An 18,549-nucleotide genomic window follows, 5' to 3' on the forward strand; every position below is an offset into this window, starting at 1 on the left:
ACAATGAACAGGAAGTCCCTTATGGCTGATGACGCGCAGACCGGTGCCGAATACGGTGCCGAATCCATTAAAGTTCTCAAAGGTTTAGAGGCCGTTCGCAAGCGTCCTGGCATGTATATCGGCGACACCGATGATGGGTCTGGTCTGCACCATATGGTATATGAAGTCGTGGACAACGGCATTGACGAGGCCCTGGCCGGTCATGCCGATGCCGTGAATGTCACAATCCACGCCGATAACTCGGTTTCTGTGTCGGACAACGGGCGCGGAATTCCCACCGATATCCACCAGGAAGAAGGCGTTTCGGCGGCCGAGGTCATCATGACCCAGCTTCACGCAGGCGGTAAGTTTGACTCGAACTCCTATAAGGTGTCGGGCGGGTTGCACGGCGTCGGTGTGTCGGTGGTGAACGCGCTGTCCGACTGGCTGGAACTGCGCATCTGGCGCGGCGGCAAAGAACACGTTGCGCGCTTTGAGCGTGGCGAGACCGTCGAACACCTGAAGGTCGTCGGTAATTGCGGCGACCGTACCGGCACCGAAGTGCGGTTTCTTGCGTCTACGACAACATTCTCGAACCTCGATTACCAGTTCAAGACGCTGGAAAACCGTCTGCGCGAGTTGAGCTTCCTGAACTCGGGCGTGCGGATCATCATCGAAGACGAACGCCCCGCCGAGAAACTGCGGACAGAACTGCATTACGAAGGCGGCGTGAAAGAGTTCGTGAAATACCTCGATCGCTCCAAGACCCCCCTGATGGAAGAACCCATCTTCGTCACGGGCGAAAAAGACGGGATCGGGGTCGAGGTCGGGATGTGGTGGAATGACGGCTATCACGAGAACGTGCTGCCCTTCACCAACAACATTCCGCAACGCGATGGCGGTGCGCATTTGGCGGGTTTCCGTGGGGCGCTGACCAGGACGCTGAACCTCTATGCCAACTCGACCGGGTTGGCCAAGAAGGAAAAGGTGAACTTCACCGGCGACGATGCGCGCGAGGGTCTGACCTGCGTACTTTCGGTCAAGGTGCCGGACCCCAAATTCTCGTCCCAGACCAAGGACAAGCTGGTCAGCTCGGAAGTGCGGCCCGCGGTCGAAGGGCTGATGAACGAGAAGTTGCAGGAGTGGTTTGACGAAAACCCGAACATTGCCAAGATGATTGTCGGCAAGATCATCGAAGCCGCTCTGGCGCGCGAAGCGGCCCGCAAGGCGCGCGAAATGACGCGTAAGAAATCATCGCTGGATGTGGCGTCCCTGCCCGGCAAGCTGGCCGATTGTCAGGAACGCGACCCCGCCAAGCGCGAGCTGTTCATGGTCGAGGGCGACTCGGCCGGTGGGTCGGCAAAACAGGGTCGATCCCGCCACAATCAGGCCGTTTTGCCCCTGCGCGGCAAGATTCTGAACGTCGAACGCGCGCGGTTTGACAAGATGCTGTCCAGCCAGGAAATCGGCACCATCATCACCGCCTTGGGTACGGGTATCGGGCGGGACGAATTCGACATCTCGAAGCTGCGCTATCACAAGATCATCATCATGACCGATGCGGACGTCGATGGCGCCCATATCCGCACGCTGCTTCTGACCTTCTTCTTCCGTCAGATGCCGGAACTGATTGAAGGCGGATACCTTTATATCGCGCAGCCGCCGCTTTACAAAGTCAGCCGCGGCAAGTCCGAGGTTTACGTGAAAGATCAGGTAGAATTGGAAGATTACCTGATTGCGCAGGGCATCGACGGCACCGTTCTGCGGCTTGCAAATGGTGAAGAGATCGCAGGGGCCGATCTGGCTCGCGTGGTCGAAGCCGCGCGCAGTTTCCGCCGCATCCTGGAAGCCTTTCCCACCCATTATCCGCGCAACATTCTGGAACAGGCTGCCCTTGCCGGTGCGTTTGATCCGGGTCGTGCCGATGCCGATCTGCAAGCCGTTGCTGAAAGCGTGGCGAAGCGATTGGACAAGGTCGCCGTGGAATACGAACGCGGTTGGCAAGGTCGGATCACCCAAGATCACGGTATTCGACTGGCTCGTATCCTGCGCGGAGTAGAAGAAATCCGCACCCTGGATGGCGCGGTGCTGCGCTCGGGAGAGGCACGCCGCCTGTCCGAGGTCTCGAAAGACACGCGCGACATCTACAGTGACAGCTCTCACCTCGTGCGCAAAGATCGTGAGGTTCTTGTGCAGGGACCAATTGACCTTCTGCAGGGTATTCTGACCGAAGGCGAAAAAGGTTTGACCTTGCAACGCTACAAGGGGTTGGGTGAGATGAACCCTGATCAGCTTTGGGAAACCACGCTGGACCCGGAAGCCCGCACGTTGCTTCAGGTGAAAGTGGACGATCTGGCAGATGCAGACGATCTGTTCACCAAGCTGATGGGCGATGTTGTCGAGCCGCGCCGCGAATTTATTCAGCAAAACGCGCTGTCCGTCGAGAATCTGGATTTCTAGTAGCTACTAGGTTTGGTCGAAAGAACAGGCAGCGGTTTTTCGCTACGGGCGGTAACAATAACCGCCATCGTTTACAACGCAAGCATCCGGCGAGTGGTCTGCTTACAGCGAGAAATCCGGCAGCATGTCCAAGGCCTCGCGCAGCGCGTCGCCCCATCCTTGGGAAACTGATTGGAAATAAGGGTCATCACTTGCCATGCGCCCGGTTTGGCCAGTTTTCAGGCTGTCTTTATCGTAGCAATGGAAATCGAATGGCGCGCCCACCGTCAGGTTTGCTTTGGTCGTGGAATCGAAGCTCACCAACAGAAGCTTCATCGCGGCTTCAAAGCTCATGTCCGACTCATAGGCCCTCACGAGTATTGGCCGGCCATATTTAGTCTCGCCAATCTGGAAAAATGGGGTGTCCTTGGCCGCTTCGATGAAATTGCCCTCTGGGTAGATCAAGAAAAGCCTATGCGGGCCTCCCTTAATCTGACCTCCAAGGATCAGGGTTGCGTTGAAGCTGCTATCGGCGCGCTGGCCTGTGTTGGCATGGCTTGCGATCACTTCGCGCAACGTGTCGGCCACTATGCGTGCCGCTTGGAACATGGAAGGAACCGCGAGAAGTGACGGCGCGCGTTCGTCGTGGGATTTGCTACGCTCGTCCAACAAGCTGACGACTGCTTGCGTCGTTGCCAGATTGCCCGCCGACATCAGCGTGATCGACCGATCCCCCGGCGTTTCCCAGATCGACATCTTCCGAAAGGTCGAGATATTGTCAAGCCCGGCATTCGTGCGCGTATCTGACATGAAAACCAGCCCCCGCTCGAGCATCATCCCCACACAGTAAGTCATTCAGGTCTTCCTATTGCTGCACCACATCAATGGCAACAGACAGAGTTTCTTCTGCGCCACCGACGCGCGTGCCCGATACCGGGGCTGCTTCGGCATAGTCCCGACCGGTCGCCACGCGCACATAACGTGTATCAGGTGAAATCGCGTTCGACACGTCGAAACCGACCCAGCCCAGCCCTTCGACATGGGCTTCGGCCCATGCGTGCATCGCCTCCTGAGCTGTTCGGTCGTTTAGCATCAGGTATCCAGATACGTAACGCGCCGGGTAGCCCAGTTCGCGGGCACAACTCAGAAAGATATGAGTGTGGTCTTGGCACACGCCTTTGCCAGCCGCGATGGCCTCTTCTGCACCCCAATCTGCGTCTGAAGCACCCACCTCAAAACGCACACTGTCACGGATGATGTCCGACAGAGCATGCAATTGGTCCAGCGGCTCTGACTTCGGAGTGTCGTGCAGAATTGCCCTGACCCCTTGCCTCGCTTCTGTCCTTGTCGTCGATTTCTGAAAGAACCAAAGCGGTGCCGCCCCGCGATGCTGACCGAAGATGCCGTGATTGTCGCTCAGTTCGACCTCGCCTTCACTGACAACGGTCAACTCCTGTGCTTCCGGCGCGAAGCTGATCAACTCGACAGTGTTGTCGTTTTGATCTTCATAGCTCAGCTCACGTTGGCCGCCGACGACTTCTGTCCGCCATGACAATACCGATTGCTGGTGCGAGGACTTCGGTGTCTTGCGAAGCTGTTGCAACCCGTATTTCACCGGTGTAGCGAAATTATAGCGGGTTTCGTGGCGGATGGTCAGGCGCATGATCTTACTCATAGAACCGAAAGTCAGTTTCAATCTGCGCGGACAGGTCTGCTAGAAGCCTCAGAGCTTTCTGGACGTATTCGTGAAGGCCAAAGTCGAAAACTGCGTCGATTTCGTGGCTGAGATAGGTCCGTTCAAAATGCAAGGTCTTTGATTGGGCCGGACTGGGCCGCCTCAGATCTCTGCTCAAATATCCGAGATTATCGTGAAGCTTACGCACGCAGAACGCCAATGATCGCGGCATTCGCCTGTCGAGGATCAGGAAATGCGCGATCTCGCGCGTTCCGGCACCTGCGCCATATTCCATGCGAAACCCGCCACGTGCCGATACCGATCGCAGGATCGATTCCCATTGCACATTGTCCAGTGATGTTCCCACCGCCCTGGCCGACGGCAGTAGCACATAGTATTTCACGTCAAGAATACGTGCAGTGTTATCTGCGCGCTCGATAAATGTTCCAAGCCGCGCGAAGTTATAGATATCGTTGCGCAGCATTGTGCCGTGTGTCATCCCGCGAACAAGAGCCGTTCGTTGGCGTAAGGTGCTTAGAACGCTCGGCAAGTCACGCTCTACCACTTTGCGCGCCAGTACGTCGCGTGCGCTCATATAGGCGGCATTTGTGGCTTCCCAGACCTCGTGGGTCAGGGCCGTGCGCACAAGTCGGGCATTTTGGCGAGATGTTTCGATGGAGGACAGTACGGATGATGGGTTTGAACGGTCGCGCAACAGCCAGTCAATCGCGGCATCTTTGGTCAACTCGTCCCGGTTTGCTTCGAACTGTTCCAAGCTGCCAGCCGACTGCAGGACGGACCGCCATTCGCTTTCGCCCAACTCAAGCCGTGTCAGGGCGATGCGCTGACCGGTTTCAATCAGGCGCGCGGTGTTCTCGGCCCTCTCAAGAGAGCGATACATCCAGTAAAGACCATTGGCGGTTTTACCTAGCATTGCATCAGTCCTCCACCACCCAAGTATCCTTGGTCCCGCCACCTTGGCTGGAGTTGACCACAAGCGAACCTTTTTCAAGCGCCACGCGCGTGAGCCCGCCGGACGTGACCTTGATCGCGTCTGGACCGACAAGAACGAAAGGGCGCAAATCAACGTGCCGCGGGGTCAAACCCTGACGGGCAAAGATCGGCACGGTCGACAGGCTGAGTGTTGGCTGCGCGATATAATTGCTTGGCCGCGCTTTAAGCTTTCGCCTGAAAGCTGCAATGTCCTTTTTGGTGGCCGTTGGTCCGATCAGCATCCCATACCCACCTGAGCCATGGACTTCTTTGACAACCAGTTCTTCGAGATTGTCGAGCACATGGGCCAGTTGGTCCGGCTCAGAACAACGCCATGTCGGCACGTTCTTCAGCAAAGGACGCTCGCCTGTGTAAAACTCTACGATTTCAGGCATGTAGCTATAGATTGCCTTGTCATCGGCAATCCCGGTTCCGGGAGCATTGGCAATGGTTATCCCCCCAGCCCGATAAACGTCCATGATACCCGGCACGCCAAGCTGGCTTTCGGGATCGAAATTCAAAGGGTCGAGAAAGTCGTCATCAACCCGCCGGTAAAGCACATCAATCGGGGTATAGCCGCGCGTTGTGCGCATGGCCACGCGCCCGTCCACGACACGCAGATCATGGCCCTCGACAAGCTCTGCGCTCATTTGATCTGCAAGGAACGCATGTTCGTAATAGGCCGAATTGTATATGCCGGGGGTAAGCACCGCAACGACTGGTAGTCCCTTGGTCGCAGCGGGGGCGCAAGCCGACAAAGAACGGCGAAGATCCATCGGGTAGCTTTGCACGCTTTTAACCCGGTTGCGCGAAAACAACTCGGGGAACATCTGCAACATGGTCTCGCGGTTTTCGAGCATGTAGCTGACGCCGCTTGGAGTGCGCGCATTGTCTTCAAGAACAAAGAACTCGTCCGGACCGGCGCGCACAAGATCGACACCAACGATATGTGTATAGATCCCGCCGGGTGGTGAGACGCCGATCATGGTCGGCTCGAAAGCGGCATTCCGACTGATCATTTCGCGTGGAATTCGGCCCGCCTTGATGATCTCTTGCCGGTGATAAATGTCGTGCAGAAACGCGTTTATCGCGCGCACCCGCTGCTCGATCCCCTTGGTCACCCGTGACCATTCCCGATCCGAGATGATGCGCGGGATGATATCAAAAGGGATCAACCTTTCTTCAGCTTCAGCGCGCCCATATACGTTGAACGTAATGCCCGTCAGCCGGAACAGGTCTTCCGCTTCGCGTTGTTTAGAGCGCAAGCGTTTGGGATCTTCACCTTCGAACCAGGGGTGAAACTGCTGATACGGCTGCCTCAGCCGCTTATTGCTGCCCCACATCTCGTCGAAGATCGGCGTATTCTCCATTCCTAACCTCTCCGAATGTCCCGGTGATTGGGCATTCCTTAGCGCGGAATTGCCAGAGTCAACGCGGCCGGTTTGCTAAGCTGATATCGATTTGCCCAATATTTGGGCGCCTTCGCGGCTCAGCCTGGCCTCAAGATCAATTTCCGCGCTTTTCAGTAACAGCTAAAGATGTGACTGCGGGCTGGATGCTTACAGGAACCCACCAATATGGGGCTGGTTTATGTGTCGATGGATGAAAGGTCCGTTTTCGACATTCGGGACTTCCTGCATGTACGCAAGCGGGAAAAAGAGGCCTGGAAGAGCTGGGCCAACTGTTGGTCAGACCGAGACAGCTTTGAGCAGCGCGTCTCGGTTTGCATCCTGTTTGCTTCCGGACATCGTGACTTCGCCGCGACGCAAAACCACAAAGTTGTCGGCAAGCTCATAAGCGAAATCGAAGTATTGTTCGACCAGCACGATTGCCATGTCGCCTCGATCACGAAGCAACTTTATCACTTCTCCGATCTGCTGGATGATGTTTGGTTGAATGCCTTCCGTCGGCTCGTCCAGCAAAAGCAGTTTGGGTTTGGTGATCAACGCTCGCGCAATCGCCAACTGCTGCTGCTGCCCGCCCGACAAATCGCCACCGCGGCGGCCCAGAAACTTTCGCAGTATCGGGAAAAGTTCGAACATCTCTTCCGGGATATGATGTTCCGATGCGGGTAGACAGGAAAATCCTGTTTCCAGGTTTTCGCGCACAGTGAGCAGCGGAAAGATTTCGCGACCCTGCGGCACAATTGCGATGCCTTTCTGAGACAAAGCATGCGCCGGCAGCATGCCCAAATCTTCGCCATCCAAAGTGACTTTACCGCCTGATCTTGGATGCGCCCCAGAAATCGCGCGCATCAGGCTAGTTTTGCCGACGCCGTTCGTGCCCATTACACAGGTGACTTTGCCTGCCTGTGCTTCGAATGATATCCCGTTCAAGATTTGTGAATGCCCATAGTGGAGCGTCAGATCGTTCACGTTCAGCATGTTTTATCGCCCCAAATACACGTCGATGACTTCTTGGTTCGACGTGACGTGATCCAGACTGCCTTCAGCCAGCACAGCACCTTCATGCAAAACCGTGACCCGGCAGTTCAAACGTCGCACAAATTCCATGTCATGCTCGACGACAACCACGGCACAGGTTTTTGCGGCCTCGACCAGCAGGGCGGTTGTGTGTTCACGTTCTGCGGGTGTCATCCCAGCCGCGGGTTCATCAACCAACAACAGCTGTGGGTCTTGCGCCAAAAGCATGCCGATCTCCAGCCACTGTTTTTGCCCATGGCTAAGTTCGCCCGCTTTGCGGTGTAACTGATCGGCAAGGTTAATTTCATCCGCCAACTCGTCAACACGCGACATGTCGTCCGAACTGCGTTTGTAAAAAAGTGCCGCGAACGGGCCACGTTTGCTTTTCAACGCCATGACAAGGTTTTCTTCGACCGATTGGTCTTCGAATACCGTCGGCTTTTGAAACTTCCGACCAATGCCGGCTTGTGCGATTTTTGCCTCCGACATGCCCAGTAATGATCGGCTCAAGTCCCCCCAAACAACGCGTCCTTCATCCGGTTTGGTTTTGCCGGTAATGATGTCCATGAATGTGGTCTTGCCTGCGCCGTTCGGACCGATGATGGCACGTAACTCTGCCGACCCGATTGTGAAGCTTAGATTGTTGATCGCCTTGAACCCGTCAAAGCTGACAGAGACACCAGAGACTTCTAAAAGAGTGCTCATTCAACAGCCTCCTTTTCTTGCAGCGAGCCTTCGCTTGGTCCCAGATCGGCACCGTGGCGATTGGGGCTTTTGCGGTCAGTCCACAGATCAACCAATCCTCCGATGCCTTTTGGAGCAAAGAGCGTGACGGCCACAAAGCTCAGGCCCAACACGATCAGCCACCAGTCGACCCATTTTATGGTGTAAAACCCAAGGTTCACATCCGGCACTTGTCCTCCGGTGAACCATGACGACACGAGGCTTACGAAGATCGCGCCGATGACGGCGCCGTAAAGCCGCCCGCGGCCCCCAATGGCGACCCAAACAGCCAGGTAGATTGATGCGATGGGCGCGACTTCTGCCGGGTTGATGATCCCCGCCTGCGGATAATAAAGCGCGCCAGCGATGCCCGCGATCATCGCGGTGACTGTGAACAAAAACAGCTTGTAGGTTTCCACCGGATACCCAAGGAACCTGACGCGCGCCTCGTCATCGCGAATACCGCGGATAACCGACCCGAATTTGCCGGACACGATCCAGGACGCAAAGAGATAACCTAAACCCAAAGCAAATGCAGATGCCCAAAAGAACCAGATTGAGATCGTCGCCTGTGGTACGTGATCCATGCCGGGAAGGTTCTGAAGGCCAGAAAGTCCATTGTTACCGCGCAATCCGCTGTCGTTTTGGAACAGGTACAGAGCAAGGGCCAGCGTCATGGCCTGCGTCAAGATCGAAAGATATACGCCCGTCACGCGTGACCGGAAGGCCAGCCAGCCGAAGACGGCGGCCAGAGCCCCCGGAACCAGCACGACCAGCGCCAATTGTATGGCGAGACTGTCCGCAAAGCTCCAGATAACTGGGAACTCGCTTGAGCCAACCACGCCAAAGATTTGATTGCCGATCGCATCCACCACTTCCTGAGCAGTCGGGGGGATCCGCGCCTCTGCCAACGAGGCTTCGACGATCCCGCGCGTGCGTTCATACATTAGCCACATACCAATCATGTAGCCGCCAAGGCCGAAGAACGCGAAGTGGCCAAGGCTAAGAATGCCCGTGTATCCCCAGACCAAATCCATCGCGACGGCAATAAGTGCAAGGCAGAGCGTTTTACCCAGCGTTTTCACGAAACTGGTCGAGATCAACCCGGCACCCGAGCCTTCGGCCAGCACCGTCACGAGGATCGTGAACACAGCCAGTACCGCCAGAAAAACCAGTGTGGATGGATTGCGCAAGACAAAGGATTTCTGCATGGATCAATCCCCCGCCGCGCGACCCTTGAGGGCGATGATCCCTCGCGGTCGGAACTGGATGAAAATGATGATGAAGATGATCATATAAGTCTGGGCCGCAAGCGTGTTGGACGGGTTCATCCACTCGATCCCTTTTTGAAGGAATCCAATCATCGCGGCCCCTGCCAACGTGCCCCAGATGTTGCCGACGCCACCGACGACAACGGTCATGAAGCTTTGCACGATATAGTCAGATCCAAGTTCCGAGGTCACCTTGGCAAAAAGCCCGATGGCGACGCCTGCGATACCGGCGATGCCTGATCCAAGACCGAAGGTCAGCATATTCACGCGTCCCGGATTGATCCCCATCGCACCCGCCATCCGCGAGTTTTGCGTCACAGCACGGGTCTCAAGCCCCAGCCGCGTGCGCTTCATGATGTAGAGGAACACACCCAGAAAGATCAGCGCCAATACGAAGATTGCAATGCGAATGTAGCTGATTGAAATCACGGGATTCAGAACAAGCGCGCCGTCAAGCCAGCCGGGCGCGGTAAGCGGACGTGCTTGCGTACCAAAGATGTTCTTCGCCAGCTGTTGTAACGCAATCGAGATACCAAAAGTTGCCAGAAGCGTCTCAAGCGGGCGGTTGTAGAGCCAGCGGATTACCAGCCGTTCCAAGACAACGCCTGCAGCAAATGTCACCGCAAATGCCAGAGGGACCGCGACGATAATCGATACCGTGTGGTTTGGAACAAGTTGCTGAACGACATACCCGGTGTAGGCCCCCATCATGATAAATTCGCCATGGGCCATGTTGATCACGCCCATCACGCCAAAGGTGATGGCCAAACCGATTGCCGCCAGAAAATAGATTGACGCCAGTGACAGCGCATCCAGCGTCAGATCTGCGGTTTGGCTGAGTGATACTCGGGTCGAGATTTTGGTAAGCGCCGCTTCGGCGGCTTGAGTGACGGCGGGGGACGTCTCTGCATAGACGTCCGCGAAACTGAACGCTTGCAACGAGCTATCAATGTCGGCCTCCGAAACAAGCGGGGGAACTTTCCCCGTTGCGGCCAGAGCGGCATAAGCACGAACGCGGGCATCGGCATCGCTAAGCTGGGCAATTGGCACACCACCAACTTGGCCACCGTCGATGTGCGCGCTCAGCGACGATCGAAGCTGATCGTCCGAAATCAAGGCTGGTGCTTTTTCGGCATCGACGAGCAATTGATACGCGGCCGCCTTGGTAAATTCATCGCGTCCGGGAACGCGTGTTTGCGCGACGTTCAAATCGGCGGGGATATCTCCTTCGAAGGCTCTGGTCACTTTCGTGACCAAGGGGTTAAGTGCACCACGCACATCGACACCCAGATCACCGGAAAGCTCCTCAATCGCAGCAACGCGTGCAAGGTCGTCGTCGCCAAAGGATATTGTAAGCAGTTTCGCAAGCCGGGCTTTGCGTGCCTTAAGATCAGGATCCGTCTCGCTTTCGACTGACGCAACTAGGGGTTCAAGCAGCGACGCGTTTGGCGCGCGCTCGATTCCGGTCAGGCCCTTTGCACGCATCAACGGATCGGGGTCTTCCAGTTGGAAGCGAACAAGCGCTGTCGCAATCATCGCGCGAATGCCGCTGTTTGGTTTGATCTGCTTCAGATCACCTTTGTCGACTTCGCCAACAACTTCGCCGGTGTCGAAGTCTATAAGACGATAGGTTTTGCCCTCGACCTTCTGAGCTTGATAGAACAGCCCGCTTGGCTTGTGGTGCCACATGTCTTTGCTTTGCCATGTGTTCAGCATTGCGCGCGCTTGCGGCAATTTGCTGGCAACGACCGCATCAATCGCAGGACCAATCGTCTTGCGCGAGCTTTTAAGGACCGCTTCTTTGTGGTCTTGCAAAACGATTTGCATCGGGCCCACTGGACTGTCCGTCTGTGCAAGTGTCATTAACGCCGAGACAAGGACCATCAGCGCGGCCAAAACATGGGTTCTCATGGGAAGAAGCCTTCAGGCAAAGGGGTCAGAGGGGCCAAAGCCCCTCTAAAAGTTTCAGATTAGTAGTTGGACTTCAGTTGAACACAGCTGCTGGTTTCGGTGTTGTACATACCGCAACCCAGATCCTTCCAATCCGACTTAAGCACAGCGGATTCTGCCAAGTAGTCGGTCCATGCGTCGCCGGGAACTTCTTCGGTCTGGCTGATGATGTCGAACTGACCATCATCCTGGATTTCCCCGATCAACACCGGCTTGGCCAAGTGGTGGTTGGGCAGCATTACGGCGGTGCCGCCAGTCAGGTTCGGGAACTCTTGGCCATACATCGCGGTGCGCACGGCATCGACGTCAGTGGTTCCAGCAGCCTCTGCCGCGTTGACCCACATGTTGAAGCCAATGAAATGTGCTTCCATCGGATCATTGGTCACACGTTCCTCACCCATCCTGGCCTTCCAGGCTTTGATGAATGCTGTGTTTGCATCAGATTCGGCTGACTGGAAATAGTTCCACGCCGCCAGATGGCCAACAAGGTTCGAGGTATCCAGACCCGACAGCTCTTCTTCACCGACCGAGAATGCAACCACGGGAATGTCATCCGCCGAGATACCGGCCGCGGCCAGCTCTTTATAAAAACCGATGTTTGCGTCACCGTTGATGGTCGAGATCACGCCGACCTTCTTACCGTCAGCACTCATGGCGACAACATCAGCAACGATTTTGGACCAGTCTGAATGACCAAACGGGGTGTAGTTCACAAAGATGTCTTCAGCGGCAATGCCTTTGCCTTTTAGATAACTTTCCAGAATGTTGTTCGTGGTGCGCGGGTACACATAATCGGTGCCGAGCAGAGCGAATTTTTCAACGCCCAGTTCATCCAAGAAATAGTCAGTTGCCGGGATGGCCTGTTGGTTCGGGGCAGCACCGGTGTAGAACACGTTTTTCGAGCTTTCTTCACCCTCATACTGAACCGGATAGAACAGCAGACCGTTCAATTCTTCGATTACGGGCAGAACTGATTTACGTGATACTGATGTCCAGTTGCCGAAAATCACATCAACCTCGTGAACGGTCAGCAGCTCACGCGCTTTTTCAGCGAACAGTGGCCAGTCAGAGGCTGGGTCTACGACGACAGCTTCCAGTTCGCATCCAAGCACGCCACCCTTGGCGTTCTGTTCGTCCACCAGCATCAGCATCGTGTCTTTCAACGTGGTTTCCGAGATCGCCATGGTCCCGGAAAGGGAATGCAGAACACCAACCTTAATCGGACATTCAGCAGCATTGGCAGCCGTCGCAACGGCAGCCGTCGCAACCGTGGCCAGCATCGTAGTTTTCAAAAAATTCATGTGTTTCTCCTCGCAGAGAAGGCCATGGACACTTGCGCAAATACGCATGTTTCACTAGGCGTTGTCTCTGCAACTTCCTTTGTTGCACCCGTGTGGCGGCTTGATGCGAGCACTACTTCGTCTTGCCGTCACACACCTGTCTCCCAAGCATCGGCTCAGCAGGCAGAAAGAGCCTCGCTGCACTGCGGCGGACTTTGCAACACTGCAAGGGTCGTAGCGCTGCAATTATTAACGTGTGCTGCAACTTTCAGCACAATGACTCGCGAAAGCTCATTTTTCACGCAGTAGAGGTTTGGTGGGTGCCAGATGTCAGATTTCGATGGTCTTAAACGCGTATGTGGCAAGAAATATGGGTACCTCTGATAAACGAGATGTCCCATCAACCGGCCCACGCACATAAAGCATCCTGAAGCGACACAGATCCAGCCGCGCGCCATCGGCGGCGTGAATCTCACTGTTGTAGCTGCGGGGACGCAAACCCGTTTGCGCAATCTTAGGCAATCGGGCTCTTTGAAATGCTTGTTCCCGCGCAAAGCTGAGGGTGGGTGCGAAGCCGTTTTGGTAAACACCGCAGGCGGCGTGACCGGAGGAGACCGGTTTACAGTTGCTGCAACGGCGCAAACAGATGCTCACTTAACCATCACGACCCAAGCATCCGAACGCGCTTATGCAAGTGTGGGTGAAGATAGCGGGCACATCACAAGCGCCCTGACCGTCAAAAGCGGCGGTCATCTGAACTGGCTTCCGCAAGAAACGATCCTGTTTAACAATTGCCATCTAAAGCGATCCCTCCATGTCGCGCTGGAACAAGGCGCGTCTGCGTTAATTTGTGAGCCGGTGATCTTCGGGCGGGCGCTGATGGGAGAGCAACTTTCCAACGCGCAGTTTGAAGATCGGGTGGAAATCACACGAAACGGCAAACCTGTTTTTCTGGACCAAGTTAGGTTGCGCGCCAACATCGAGAATACATTGTCGCGTCCTCACATCGCGGGCAGCAACCGCGCCATGGTGTCTTTGGTCTACATCGCGCCGGACGCAGAAGCCCGCTTGACGACGATACGGAGTTTGCTGCCAGAAACTGGCGCCGCAAGTCTGATCCAAGAAGACCAACTGGTGTGCCGGATACTCGCACCCGATGGATACCTGCTGCGCAAGCATCTGCTACCAGCCCTTAACCTCCTGACACGCAATCAACTGCCTAAATGCTGGATAATCTGACATGAACCTAACTCCCCGAGAAAAGGACAAGCTGCTCGTTGCCATGGCCGCCGAGGTCGCGCGCAAACGGCTGTCCCGTGGCGTGAAGCTCAACCATCCTGAAGCCATCGCCTTGATCACGGATGCAGTGGTCGAAGGCGCGCGCGACGGACGGTCGGTCGCTGACATGATGGAGGCCGGTGCTGAAATCGTTTCACGCAATCAATGCATGGATGGGATCGCCGAGATGATCCACGAAATCCAGGTCGAGGCTACGTTTCCAGACGGAACAAAGCTCGTCACCGTTCACAACCCCATTCGCTAAGGAGAATCCAATGCGCAACCTTGCTGCTCTTCTGCTCACCTCAACGCCCGCATTCGCACATGCTGATCGACTGCCTCATGCCCATGGGTCTGAAGCCTATTGGGTTGCTGCTGGCGTCATTGTGATCGCGCTCGCAGGACTGGGCATATTTCGACTGCAAAAACTGCGTGCCAGCAAATGATCCCCGGAGAGCTGTTTCCTGCCGCGGGTGAAATTACCCTGAATGCGGATCGCGAAGCGATCACGCTGATGGTCGCCAATACCGGGGACCGCCCGGTGCAAGTCGGCAGTCATTATCACTTTGCAGAAAGCAACACGGCGTTGGATTTCGACCGCGATGCGGCGCATGGCATGCGGCTTGATATTGCGGCCGGTACTGCCGTTCGGTTCGAACCGGGTCAGCGGCGCGAAGTAAACCTTATCCCCTTTTCCGGTGGTCGAAAGATATTTGGGTTTAACCAAAAAGTTATGGGAGCACTCTGATGCCCGCCACGATTTCCCGCGCTGACTATGCCGCCATGTTTGGCCCGACCACGGGGGACAAACTGCGACTGGCTGACACCGATTTGGTCATCGAGGTTGAACGCGATCTGACCGCCGATTTGGCGGCCGGTCAGGGCAATCAACCGCTTTACGGGGAAGAGGTGAAATTCGGCGGCGGCAAAGTGATCCGCGACGGGATGGGGCAGGCTCAGACCACACGTGCCCAAGGCGCGGTGGATACGGTGATCACCAATGCGCTGATCGTTGACCACACGGGGATCTACAAGGCAGATGTGGGTCTGAAAGACGGACGTATTGCCGGAATTGGCAAGGCGGGCAACCCGGATACGCAGCCGGGTGTGAACATCATCGTCGGACCGGGCACCGAGGCCATCGCAGGCGAGGGTCGCATCCTTACGGCTGGTGGTTTCGACAGCCATATCCATTTCATTTGCCCACAACAGATCGAAGACGCGTTGCACTCGGGCCTCACCACCATGTTGGGTGGTGGAACGGGTCCGGCCCATGGAACGCTTGCCACCACCTGCACACCAGGACCGTGGCACATCGGGCGGATGCTTCAAGCTGCGGACGCCTTCCCGATGAACCTAGCGTTTGCCGGAAAGGGGAATGCGTCGTTGCCGGCCGCTTTGGAAGAACAAGTGCTGGGCGGGGCCTGCGCGCTGAAGCTGCACGAAGACTGGGGCACAACGCCGGGCGCGATTGATTGCTGCCTGTCCGTGGCCGATGCCATGGATGTGCAGGTGATGATTCACACGGATACGCTGAATGAAAGCGGGTTTGTTGAAAACACCGTTGCCGCCATGAAAGGGCGCACGATTCATGCCTTCCACACCGAAGGCGCAGGCGGCGGGCACGCGCCGGACATCATCAAAATATGTGGCGAAGACCACGTGCTGCCATCCTCGACCAACCCAACGCGTCCCTTTACCGTGAACACGCTTGAAGAGCATCTGGACATGCTGATGGTCTGCCACCATCTGGACAAATCGATCCCTGAAGACGTCGCCTTCGCCGAAAGCCGGATCCGTCGCGAGACCATCGCAGCAGAAGATATTCTGCATGACATGGGCGCGTTCTCGATCATCGCGTCCGACAGCCAGGCGATGGGCCGCGTGGGTGAGGTGCTGATCCGCACGTGGCAAACTGCTGACAAGATGAAGAAACAGCGCGGGCGGCTCTCGGAAGAGACCGGAGACAACGACAATTTCCGGGTTCGCCGGTATGTGGCGAAATACACGATCAATCCGGCAATCGCACACGGGATCGGGCGCGAAATCGGGTCGATTGAAGTCGGCAAACGCGCAGATCTGGTCCTTTGGAGCCCTGCGTTCTTTGGTGTGAAGCCCGAAATGGTGCTGATCGGCGGCACGATTGCCATGGCACAAATGGGCGACCCGAATGCTTCGATCCCAACACCACAGCCCGTATATTCCCGGCCCATGTTTGGCGCCTATGGACGATCCGTTGAGAACTCGGCCGTTTGCTTTGTAAGCGAAGCTGCACAGACTTCGGGCATCCGCTCTGCTCTGGGATTGGCCAAGCAAACCGTCGCCGTGCAAAACACCCGGAACATCGGGAAAAAGGACCTGATGCTCAACCACGCGACGCCTGAAATTGAAGTGAACCCCGAAACATATGAAGTGCGTGCAGACGGCGAACTTCTGACTTGCCAACCCGCCGAGACCCTGCCGATGGCGCAACGGTACTTTCTGTTCTGATGTCGCTTCCTGTTTGTCATAAGATTGAACACAGCCACCACGCGGATGACCGCGTGACGCTTGACTATGAAGGCCGTTTCCTGCGCAGAAAGGTGCTGACGACTGACGGTGGTATCCGGTTTCTTGTCGATCTCAGCCAGACCACCTCTGTCAATCAAAGCGACGCCTTTGTTCTAGAAGATGGCCGGTTGATTCAGGTGGTGCCAGCCGCCGAAGATCTGTTGGAAGTCACGGGCGATCTGATCCGGCTTGCCTGGCATATCGGCAACCGTCACATGCCCTGCCAGATCGAAGCCGACCGGCTTTTGATCCAGCGCGACCATGTGATCCGGGACATGCTTGGGAAGCTCGGGGCCGATGTCTGCGAGGTGCATGAACCCTTCACACCAGAAGGGGGCGCCTATGGACATGGACGCACTCATGCCCATGCGCATTGACCAGCTTCTAACCCTCACTCAATGGCTTTCGCCCGCCTTTCCCGTCGGGACATTTGCTTATTCCCACGGGTTGGAGGCCGCTGTGGACCAAGGCTGGATCCGGGATGCAGCGGGGCTTGAGGGTTGGCTGAAGGATGTGGCCGAATACGGCGGCGGGTCATCCGATGCGCTGTTTCTAAATGCGGCCTATAATGCCGAAAACCACGAGGCGCTTTATCACATCGATGCCACCGCCCGCGCCTTTGCCCCGTCGAAAGAAAGACTGCTTGAGACCGAAGCACAGGGGCGGGCATTTTGCGATGTGACCGCCGCCCTTTGGGGCGACATGCCGATGCTGTTGACCTATCCCGTGGCGCTTGGTTTCGCCGCTGCGCGCGAGGAGCTTCCCGCAGCGCAAACCACGCAACTGTATATGCAAGCGCTGCTATCGAACTTGATCGCAGCAGGGCAGCGGCTTTTGCCCGTCGGTCAGACCGAGGGGCAGGCCATCCTCAAGCGATTGACGCCGCTTTGTGTCCGGGTCGCAAAGGCCCATGCACATGGTGATCTGAACCACCTTAGCAGCACCGCTTTCCTTACAGATGTCGCCTCGATGAAGCACGAAACCCAATACTCAAGGATATTCCGCACATGACCAGCCCGAACGGCCCCCTGCGTATCGGAATAGGCGGCCCCGTAGGCGCGGGGAAGACAACATTAACGGCGGCGCTGTGCGAGCAGTTGCGCGACCAGCATTCGATCGCGGTCGTCACAAATGACATTTACACGCAGGAGGATGCAGAAGCGCTGATGCGCCTGCAGGTCCTACCGTCGGATCGCGTAGTAGGGGTCGAAACAGGGGGCTGCCCTCACACCGCGATCCGAGAGGACGCGTCGATCAACCTTGCGGCCATTGCGGACCTCGTCGACAAGCATCCCGATCTTGAGATTGTCCTGATCGAAAGCGGAGGCGACAATCTCTCGGCCACCTTCAGCCCAGAGCTTGCCGATTTGACAATCTACGTGATCGACGTGGCTGCAGGAGAGGAAATCCCCCGAAAAGGCGGCCCCGCAATCACACGATCAGACATTCTGATCATCAACAAAACAGACCTCGCACCTTATGTAGGTGCTGATCTGGCGGTGATGGAGCGAGACGCCAAAAAGATGCGTGGCGCGCGCCCCTTTGTCTTTTGTAAGCTGCGTCATGATAACGGTATTGATACGGTTCTTAACTACATTTTCGAAATGGGTGGCCTTCGGCGCAACTGATTTGGCTTGAAATTTGCGACTTCAGAAAAAACTCTAGCCCGAGAATTACGGCGGTCAAAAGCAATGATGGATCTCAAAAACAACCGGGATACGATCTGGAGTCGGATGCGCAGCCCGGAGATGTTCCGGTGCTCCTTCCTGTTCTCAAGTAGGTTCCACGACAGGCCGCATATATTGCCACGGCAGTATGCGCGGCTTGTTCGGGATTGGGTGTCGGCGATTGACCTCGATCCGACGGGATCGGGCACGTATTCTATGTGACGCACAAAAGAGGCGCTGAGCAAAGAGCCTATGACCAACTGCACGACATTACAGCCATGCCAGCAAGCAGATGCCCATAGCGCGCGTTCTGGGCATCCT

The 18,549-nt window shown here is 56.3% G+C and carries 18 protein-coding genes; 9 read left to right on the plus strand and 9 right to left on the minus strand.

Features of this window, described 5'->3' with window-relative positions:
- Window positions 1-21 precede the first annotated feature (21 nt).
- On the plus strand, window positions 22-2,439 hold the full coding sequence (gene gyrB, locus BMY55_RS01950; RefSeq protein ID WP_091427817.1) for a DNA topoisomerase (ATP-hydrolyzing) subunit B: 2,418 nt from the start codon (window positions 22-24) through the stop codon (window positions 2,437-2,439).
- A gap of 102 nt (window positions 2,440-2,541) precedes the next feature.
- On the opposite strand, the gene BMY55_RS01955 is transcribed toward gyrB, so the two are convergent.
- The 9 genes from BMY55_RS01955 to urtA form a co-directional block, all read right to left on the minus strand.
- On the minus strand, window positions 2,542-3,273 hold the full coding sequence (locus BMY55_RS01955) for a proteasome-type protease (RefSeq protein WP_177179271.1): 732 nt from the start codon (window positions 3,271-3,273) through the stop codon (window positions 2,542-2,544).
- A 10-nt stretch (window positions 3,274-3,283) separates the two neighbouring features.
- Window positions 3,284-4,081, minus strand: coding sequence for a transglutaminase family protein (locus tag BMY55_RS01960; RefSeq protein WP_091431928.1), 798 nt, complete (start codon window positions 4,079-4,081; stop codon window positions 3,284-3,286).
- A 4-nt stretch (window positions 4,082-4,085) separates the two neighbouring features.
- The gene (locus BMY55_RS01965) at window positions 4,086-5,027 is read right to left on the minus strand and encodes an alpha-E domain-containing protein (RefSeq protein ID WP_091427821.1); all 942 of its coding nucleotides are present in this window, start codon (window positions 5,025-5,027) and stop codon (window positions 4,086-4,088) included.
- 4 nt (window positions 5,028-5,031) lie between these two features.
- The gene (locus BMY55_RS01970; RefSeq protein ID WP_091427822.1) at window positions 5,032-6,456 is read right to left on the minus strand and encodes a circularly permuted type 2 ATP-grasp protein; all 1,425 of its coding nucleotides are present in this window, start codon (window positions 6,454-6,456) and stop codon (window positions 5,032-5,034) included.
- A 318-nt stretch (window positions 6,457-6,774) separates the two neighbouring features.
- The gene (gene urtE, locus BMY55_RS01975) at window positions 6,775-7,470 is read right to left on the minus strand and encodes an urea ABC transporter ATP-binding subunit UrtE (RefSeq protein WP_091427824.1); all 696 of its coding nucleotides are present in this window, start codon (window positions 7,468-7,470) and stop codon (window positions 6,775-6,777) included.
- Between the two features lie 3 nt (window positions 7,471-7,473).
- The gene (urtD, locus tag BMY55_RS01980) at window positions 7,474-8,214 is read right to left on the minus strand and encodes an urea ABC transporter ATP-binding protein UrtD (RefSeq protein WP_091427826.1); all 741 of its coding nucleotides are present in this window, start codon (window positions 8,212-8,214) and stop codon (window positions 7,474-7,476) included.
- Window positions 8,211-9,443, minus strand: a complete 1,233-nt coding sequence (gene urtC, locus BMY55_RS01985) for an urea ABC transporter permease subunit UrtC (RefSeq protein ID WP_091427827.1) — start codon at window positions 9,441-9,443, stop codon at window positions 8,211-8,213. Before urtC ends, urtD begins: the two co-directional genes overlap by 4 nt.
- A 3-nt stretch (window positions 9,444-9,446) precedes the next feature.
- Window positions 9,447-11,414, minus strand: a complete 1,968-nt coding sequence (gene urtB / locus BMY55_RS01990) for an urea ABC transporter permease subunit UrtB (protein ID WP_091427830.1) — start codon at window positions 11,412-11,414, stop codon at window positions 9,447-9,449.
- A gap of 59 nt (window positions 11,415-11,473) precedes the next feature.
- Window positions 11,474-12,754 (minus strand): urea ABC transporter substrate-binding protein, encoded by a 1,281-nt coding sequence (gene urtA / locus BMY55_RS01995; RefSeq protein WP_091427833.1) that lies wholly within the window; start codon window positions 12,752-12,754, stop codon window positions 11,474-11,476.
- 444 nt (window positions 12,755-13,198) lie between these two features.
- On the opposite strand from urtA, the gene BMY55_RS02000 reads away from it, so the two are divergent.
- The 8 genes from BMY55_RS02000 to ureG are packed head-to-tail and all read left to right on the plus strand — an operon-like array spanning window position 13,199 to window position 18,189.
- Window positions 13,199-13,972: an urease accessory protein UreD gene (locus BMY55_RS02000; protein ID WP_091427836.1), complete on the plus strand. Its 774-nt coding sequence runs from the start codon at window positions 13,199-13,201 to the stop codon at window positions 13,970-13,972.
- 1 nt (window position 13,973) lies between these two features.
- A complete protein-coding gene (locus tag BMY55_RS02005) occupies window positions 13,974-14,276 on the plus strand; it encodes an urease subunit gamma (protein WP_091427838.1) in 303 nt (100 codons plus the stop codon).
- 10 nt (window positions 14,277-14,286) lie between these two features.
- Window positions 14,287-14,457: a hypothetical protein gene (locus tag BMY55_RS16860; protein WP_177179272.1), complete on the plus strand. Its 171-nt coding sequence runs from the start codon at window positions 14,287-14,289 to the stop codon at window positions 14,455-14,457.
- The gene (locus tag BMY55_RS02010) at window positions 14,454-14,759 is read left to right on the plus strand and encodes an urease subunit beta (RefSeq protein ID WP_091427841.1); all 306 of its coding nucleotides are present in this window, start codon (window positions 14,454-14,456) and stop codon (window positions 14,757-14,759) included. The genes BMY55_RS16860 and BMY55_RS02010 overlap by 4 nt, the downstream gene beginning before the upstream one ends.
- Window positions 14,759-16,501: an urease subunit alpha gene (gene ureC, locus BMY55_RS02015; RefSeq protein ID WP_091427844.1), complete on the plus strand. Its 1,743-nt coding sequence runs from the start codon at window positions 14,759-14,761 to the stop codon at window positions 16,499-16,501. Before BMY55_RS02010 ends, ureC begins: the two co-directional genes overlap by 1 nt.
- Window positions 16,501-16,938: an urease accessory protein UreE gene (locus BMY55_RS02020; RefSeq protein ID WP_091427847.1), complete on the plus strand. Its 438-nt coding sequence runs from the start codon at window positions 16,501-16,503 to the stop codon at window positions 16,936-16,938. The genes ureC and BMY55_RS02020 overlap by 1 nt, the downstream gene beginning before the upstream one ends.
- The gene (locus BMY55_RS02025) at window positions 16,904-17,572 is read left to right on the plus strand and encodes an urease accessory protein UreF (RefSeq protein WP_245744624.1); all 669 of its coding nucleotides are present in this window, start codon (window positions 16,904-16,906) and stop codon (window positions 17,570-17,572) included. Before BMY55_RS02020 ends, BMY55_RS02025 begins: the two co-directional genes overlap by 35 nt.
- Window positions 17,569-18,189, plus strand: coding sequence for an urease accessory protein UreG (gene ureG, locus BMY55_RS02030; protein ID WP_091427852.1), 621 nt, complete (start codon window positions 17,569-17,571; stop codon window positions 18,187-18,189). Before BMY55_RS02025 ends, ureG begins: the two co-directional genes overlap by 4 nt.
- Window positions 18,190-18,549 lie beyond the last annotated feature (360 nt).

Origin of the sequence: Aliiroseovarius sediminilitoris, assembly GCF_900109955.1 — a bacterium.
Taxonomy (GTDB): Bacteria; Pseudomonadota; Alphaproteobacteria; order Rhodobacterales; family Rhodobacteraceae; genus Aliiroseovarius; species Aliiroseovarius sediminilitoris.

Coding starts and splice junctions, on each gene's coding strand:
- gyrB (WP_091427817.1), top strand. CDS start 22: ATGGCTGATGACGCGCAGACCGGTGCCGAATACGGTGCCGAATCCATT.
- BMY55_RS01955 (WP_177179271.1), bottom strand. CDS start 3,273: ATGACTTACTGTGTGGGGATGATGCTCGAGCGGGGGCTGGTTTTCATG.
- BMY55_RS01960 (WP_091431928.1), bottom strand. CDS start 4,081: ATGCGCCTGACCATCCGCCACGAAACCCGCTATAATTTCGCTACACCG.
- BMY55_RS01965 (WP_091427821.1), bottom strand. CDS start 5,027: ATGCTAGGTAAAACCGCCAATGGTCTTTACTGGATGTATCGCTCTCTT.
- BMY55_RS01970 (WP_091427822.1), bottom strand. CDS start 6,456: ATGGAGAATACGCCGATCTTCGACGAGATGTGGGGCAGCAATAAGCGG.
- urtE (WP_091427824.1), bottom strand. CDS start 7,470: ATGCTGAACGTGAACGATCTGACGCTCCACTATGGGCATTCACAAATC.
- urtD (WP_091427826.1), bottom strand. CDS start 8,214: ATGAGCACTCTTTTAGAAGTCTCTGGTGTCTCTGTCAGCTTTGACGGG.
- urtC (WP_091427827.1), bottom strand. CDS start 9,443: ATGCAGAAATCCTTTGTCTTGCGCAATCCATCCACACTGGTTTTTCTG.
- urtB (WP_091427830.1), bottom strand. CDS start 11,414: ATGAGAACCCATGTTTTGGCCGCGCTGATGGTCCTTGTCTCGGCGTTA.
- urtA (WP_091427833.1), bottom strand. CDS start 12,754: ATGAATTTTTTGAAAACTACGATGCTGGCCACGGTTGCGACGGCTGCC.
- BMY55_RS02005 (WP_091427838.1), top strand. CDS start 13,974: ATGAACCTAACTCCCCGAGAAAAGGACAAGCTGCTCGTTGCCATGGCC.
- BMY55_RS16860 (WP_177179272.1), top strand. CDS start 14,287: ATGCGCAACCTTGCTGCTCTTCTGCTCACCTCAACGCCCGCATTCGCA.
- BMY55_RS02010 (WP_091427841.1), top strand. CDS start 14,454: ATGATCCCCGGAGAGCTGTTTCCTGCCGCGGGTGAAATTACCCTGAAT.
- ureC (WP_091427844.1), top strand. CDS start 14,759: ATGCCCGCCACGATTTCCCGCGCTGACTATGCCGCCATGTTTGGCCCG.
- BMY55_RS02020 (WP_091427847.1), top strand. CDS start 16,501: ATGTCGCTTCCTGTTTGTCATAAGATTGAACACAGCCACCACGCGGAT.
- BMY55_RS02025 (WP_245744624.1), top strand. CDS start 16,904: ATGGACATGGACGCACTCATGCCCATGCGCATTGACCAGCTTCTAACC.
- ureG (WP_091427852.1), top strand. CDS start 17,569: ATGACCAGCCCGAACGGCCCCCTGCGTATCGGAATAGGCGGCCCCGTA.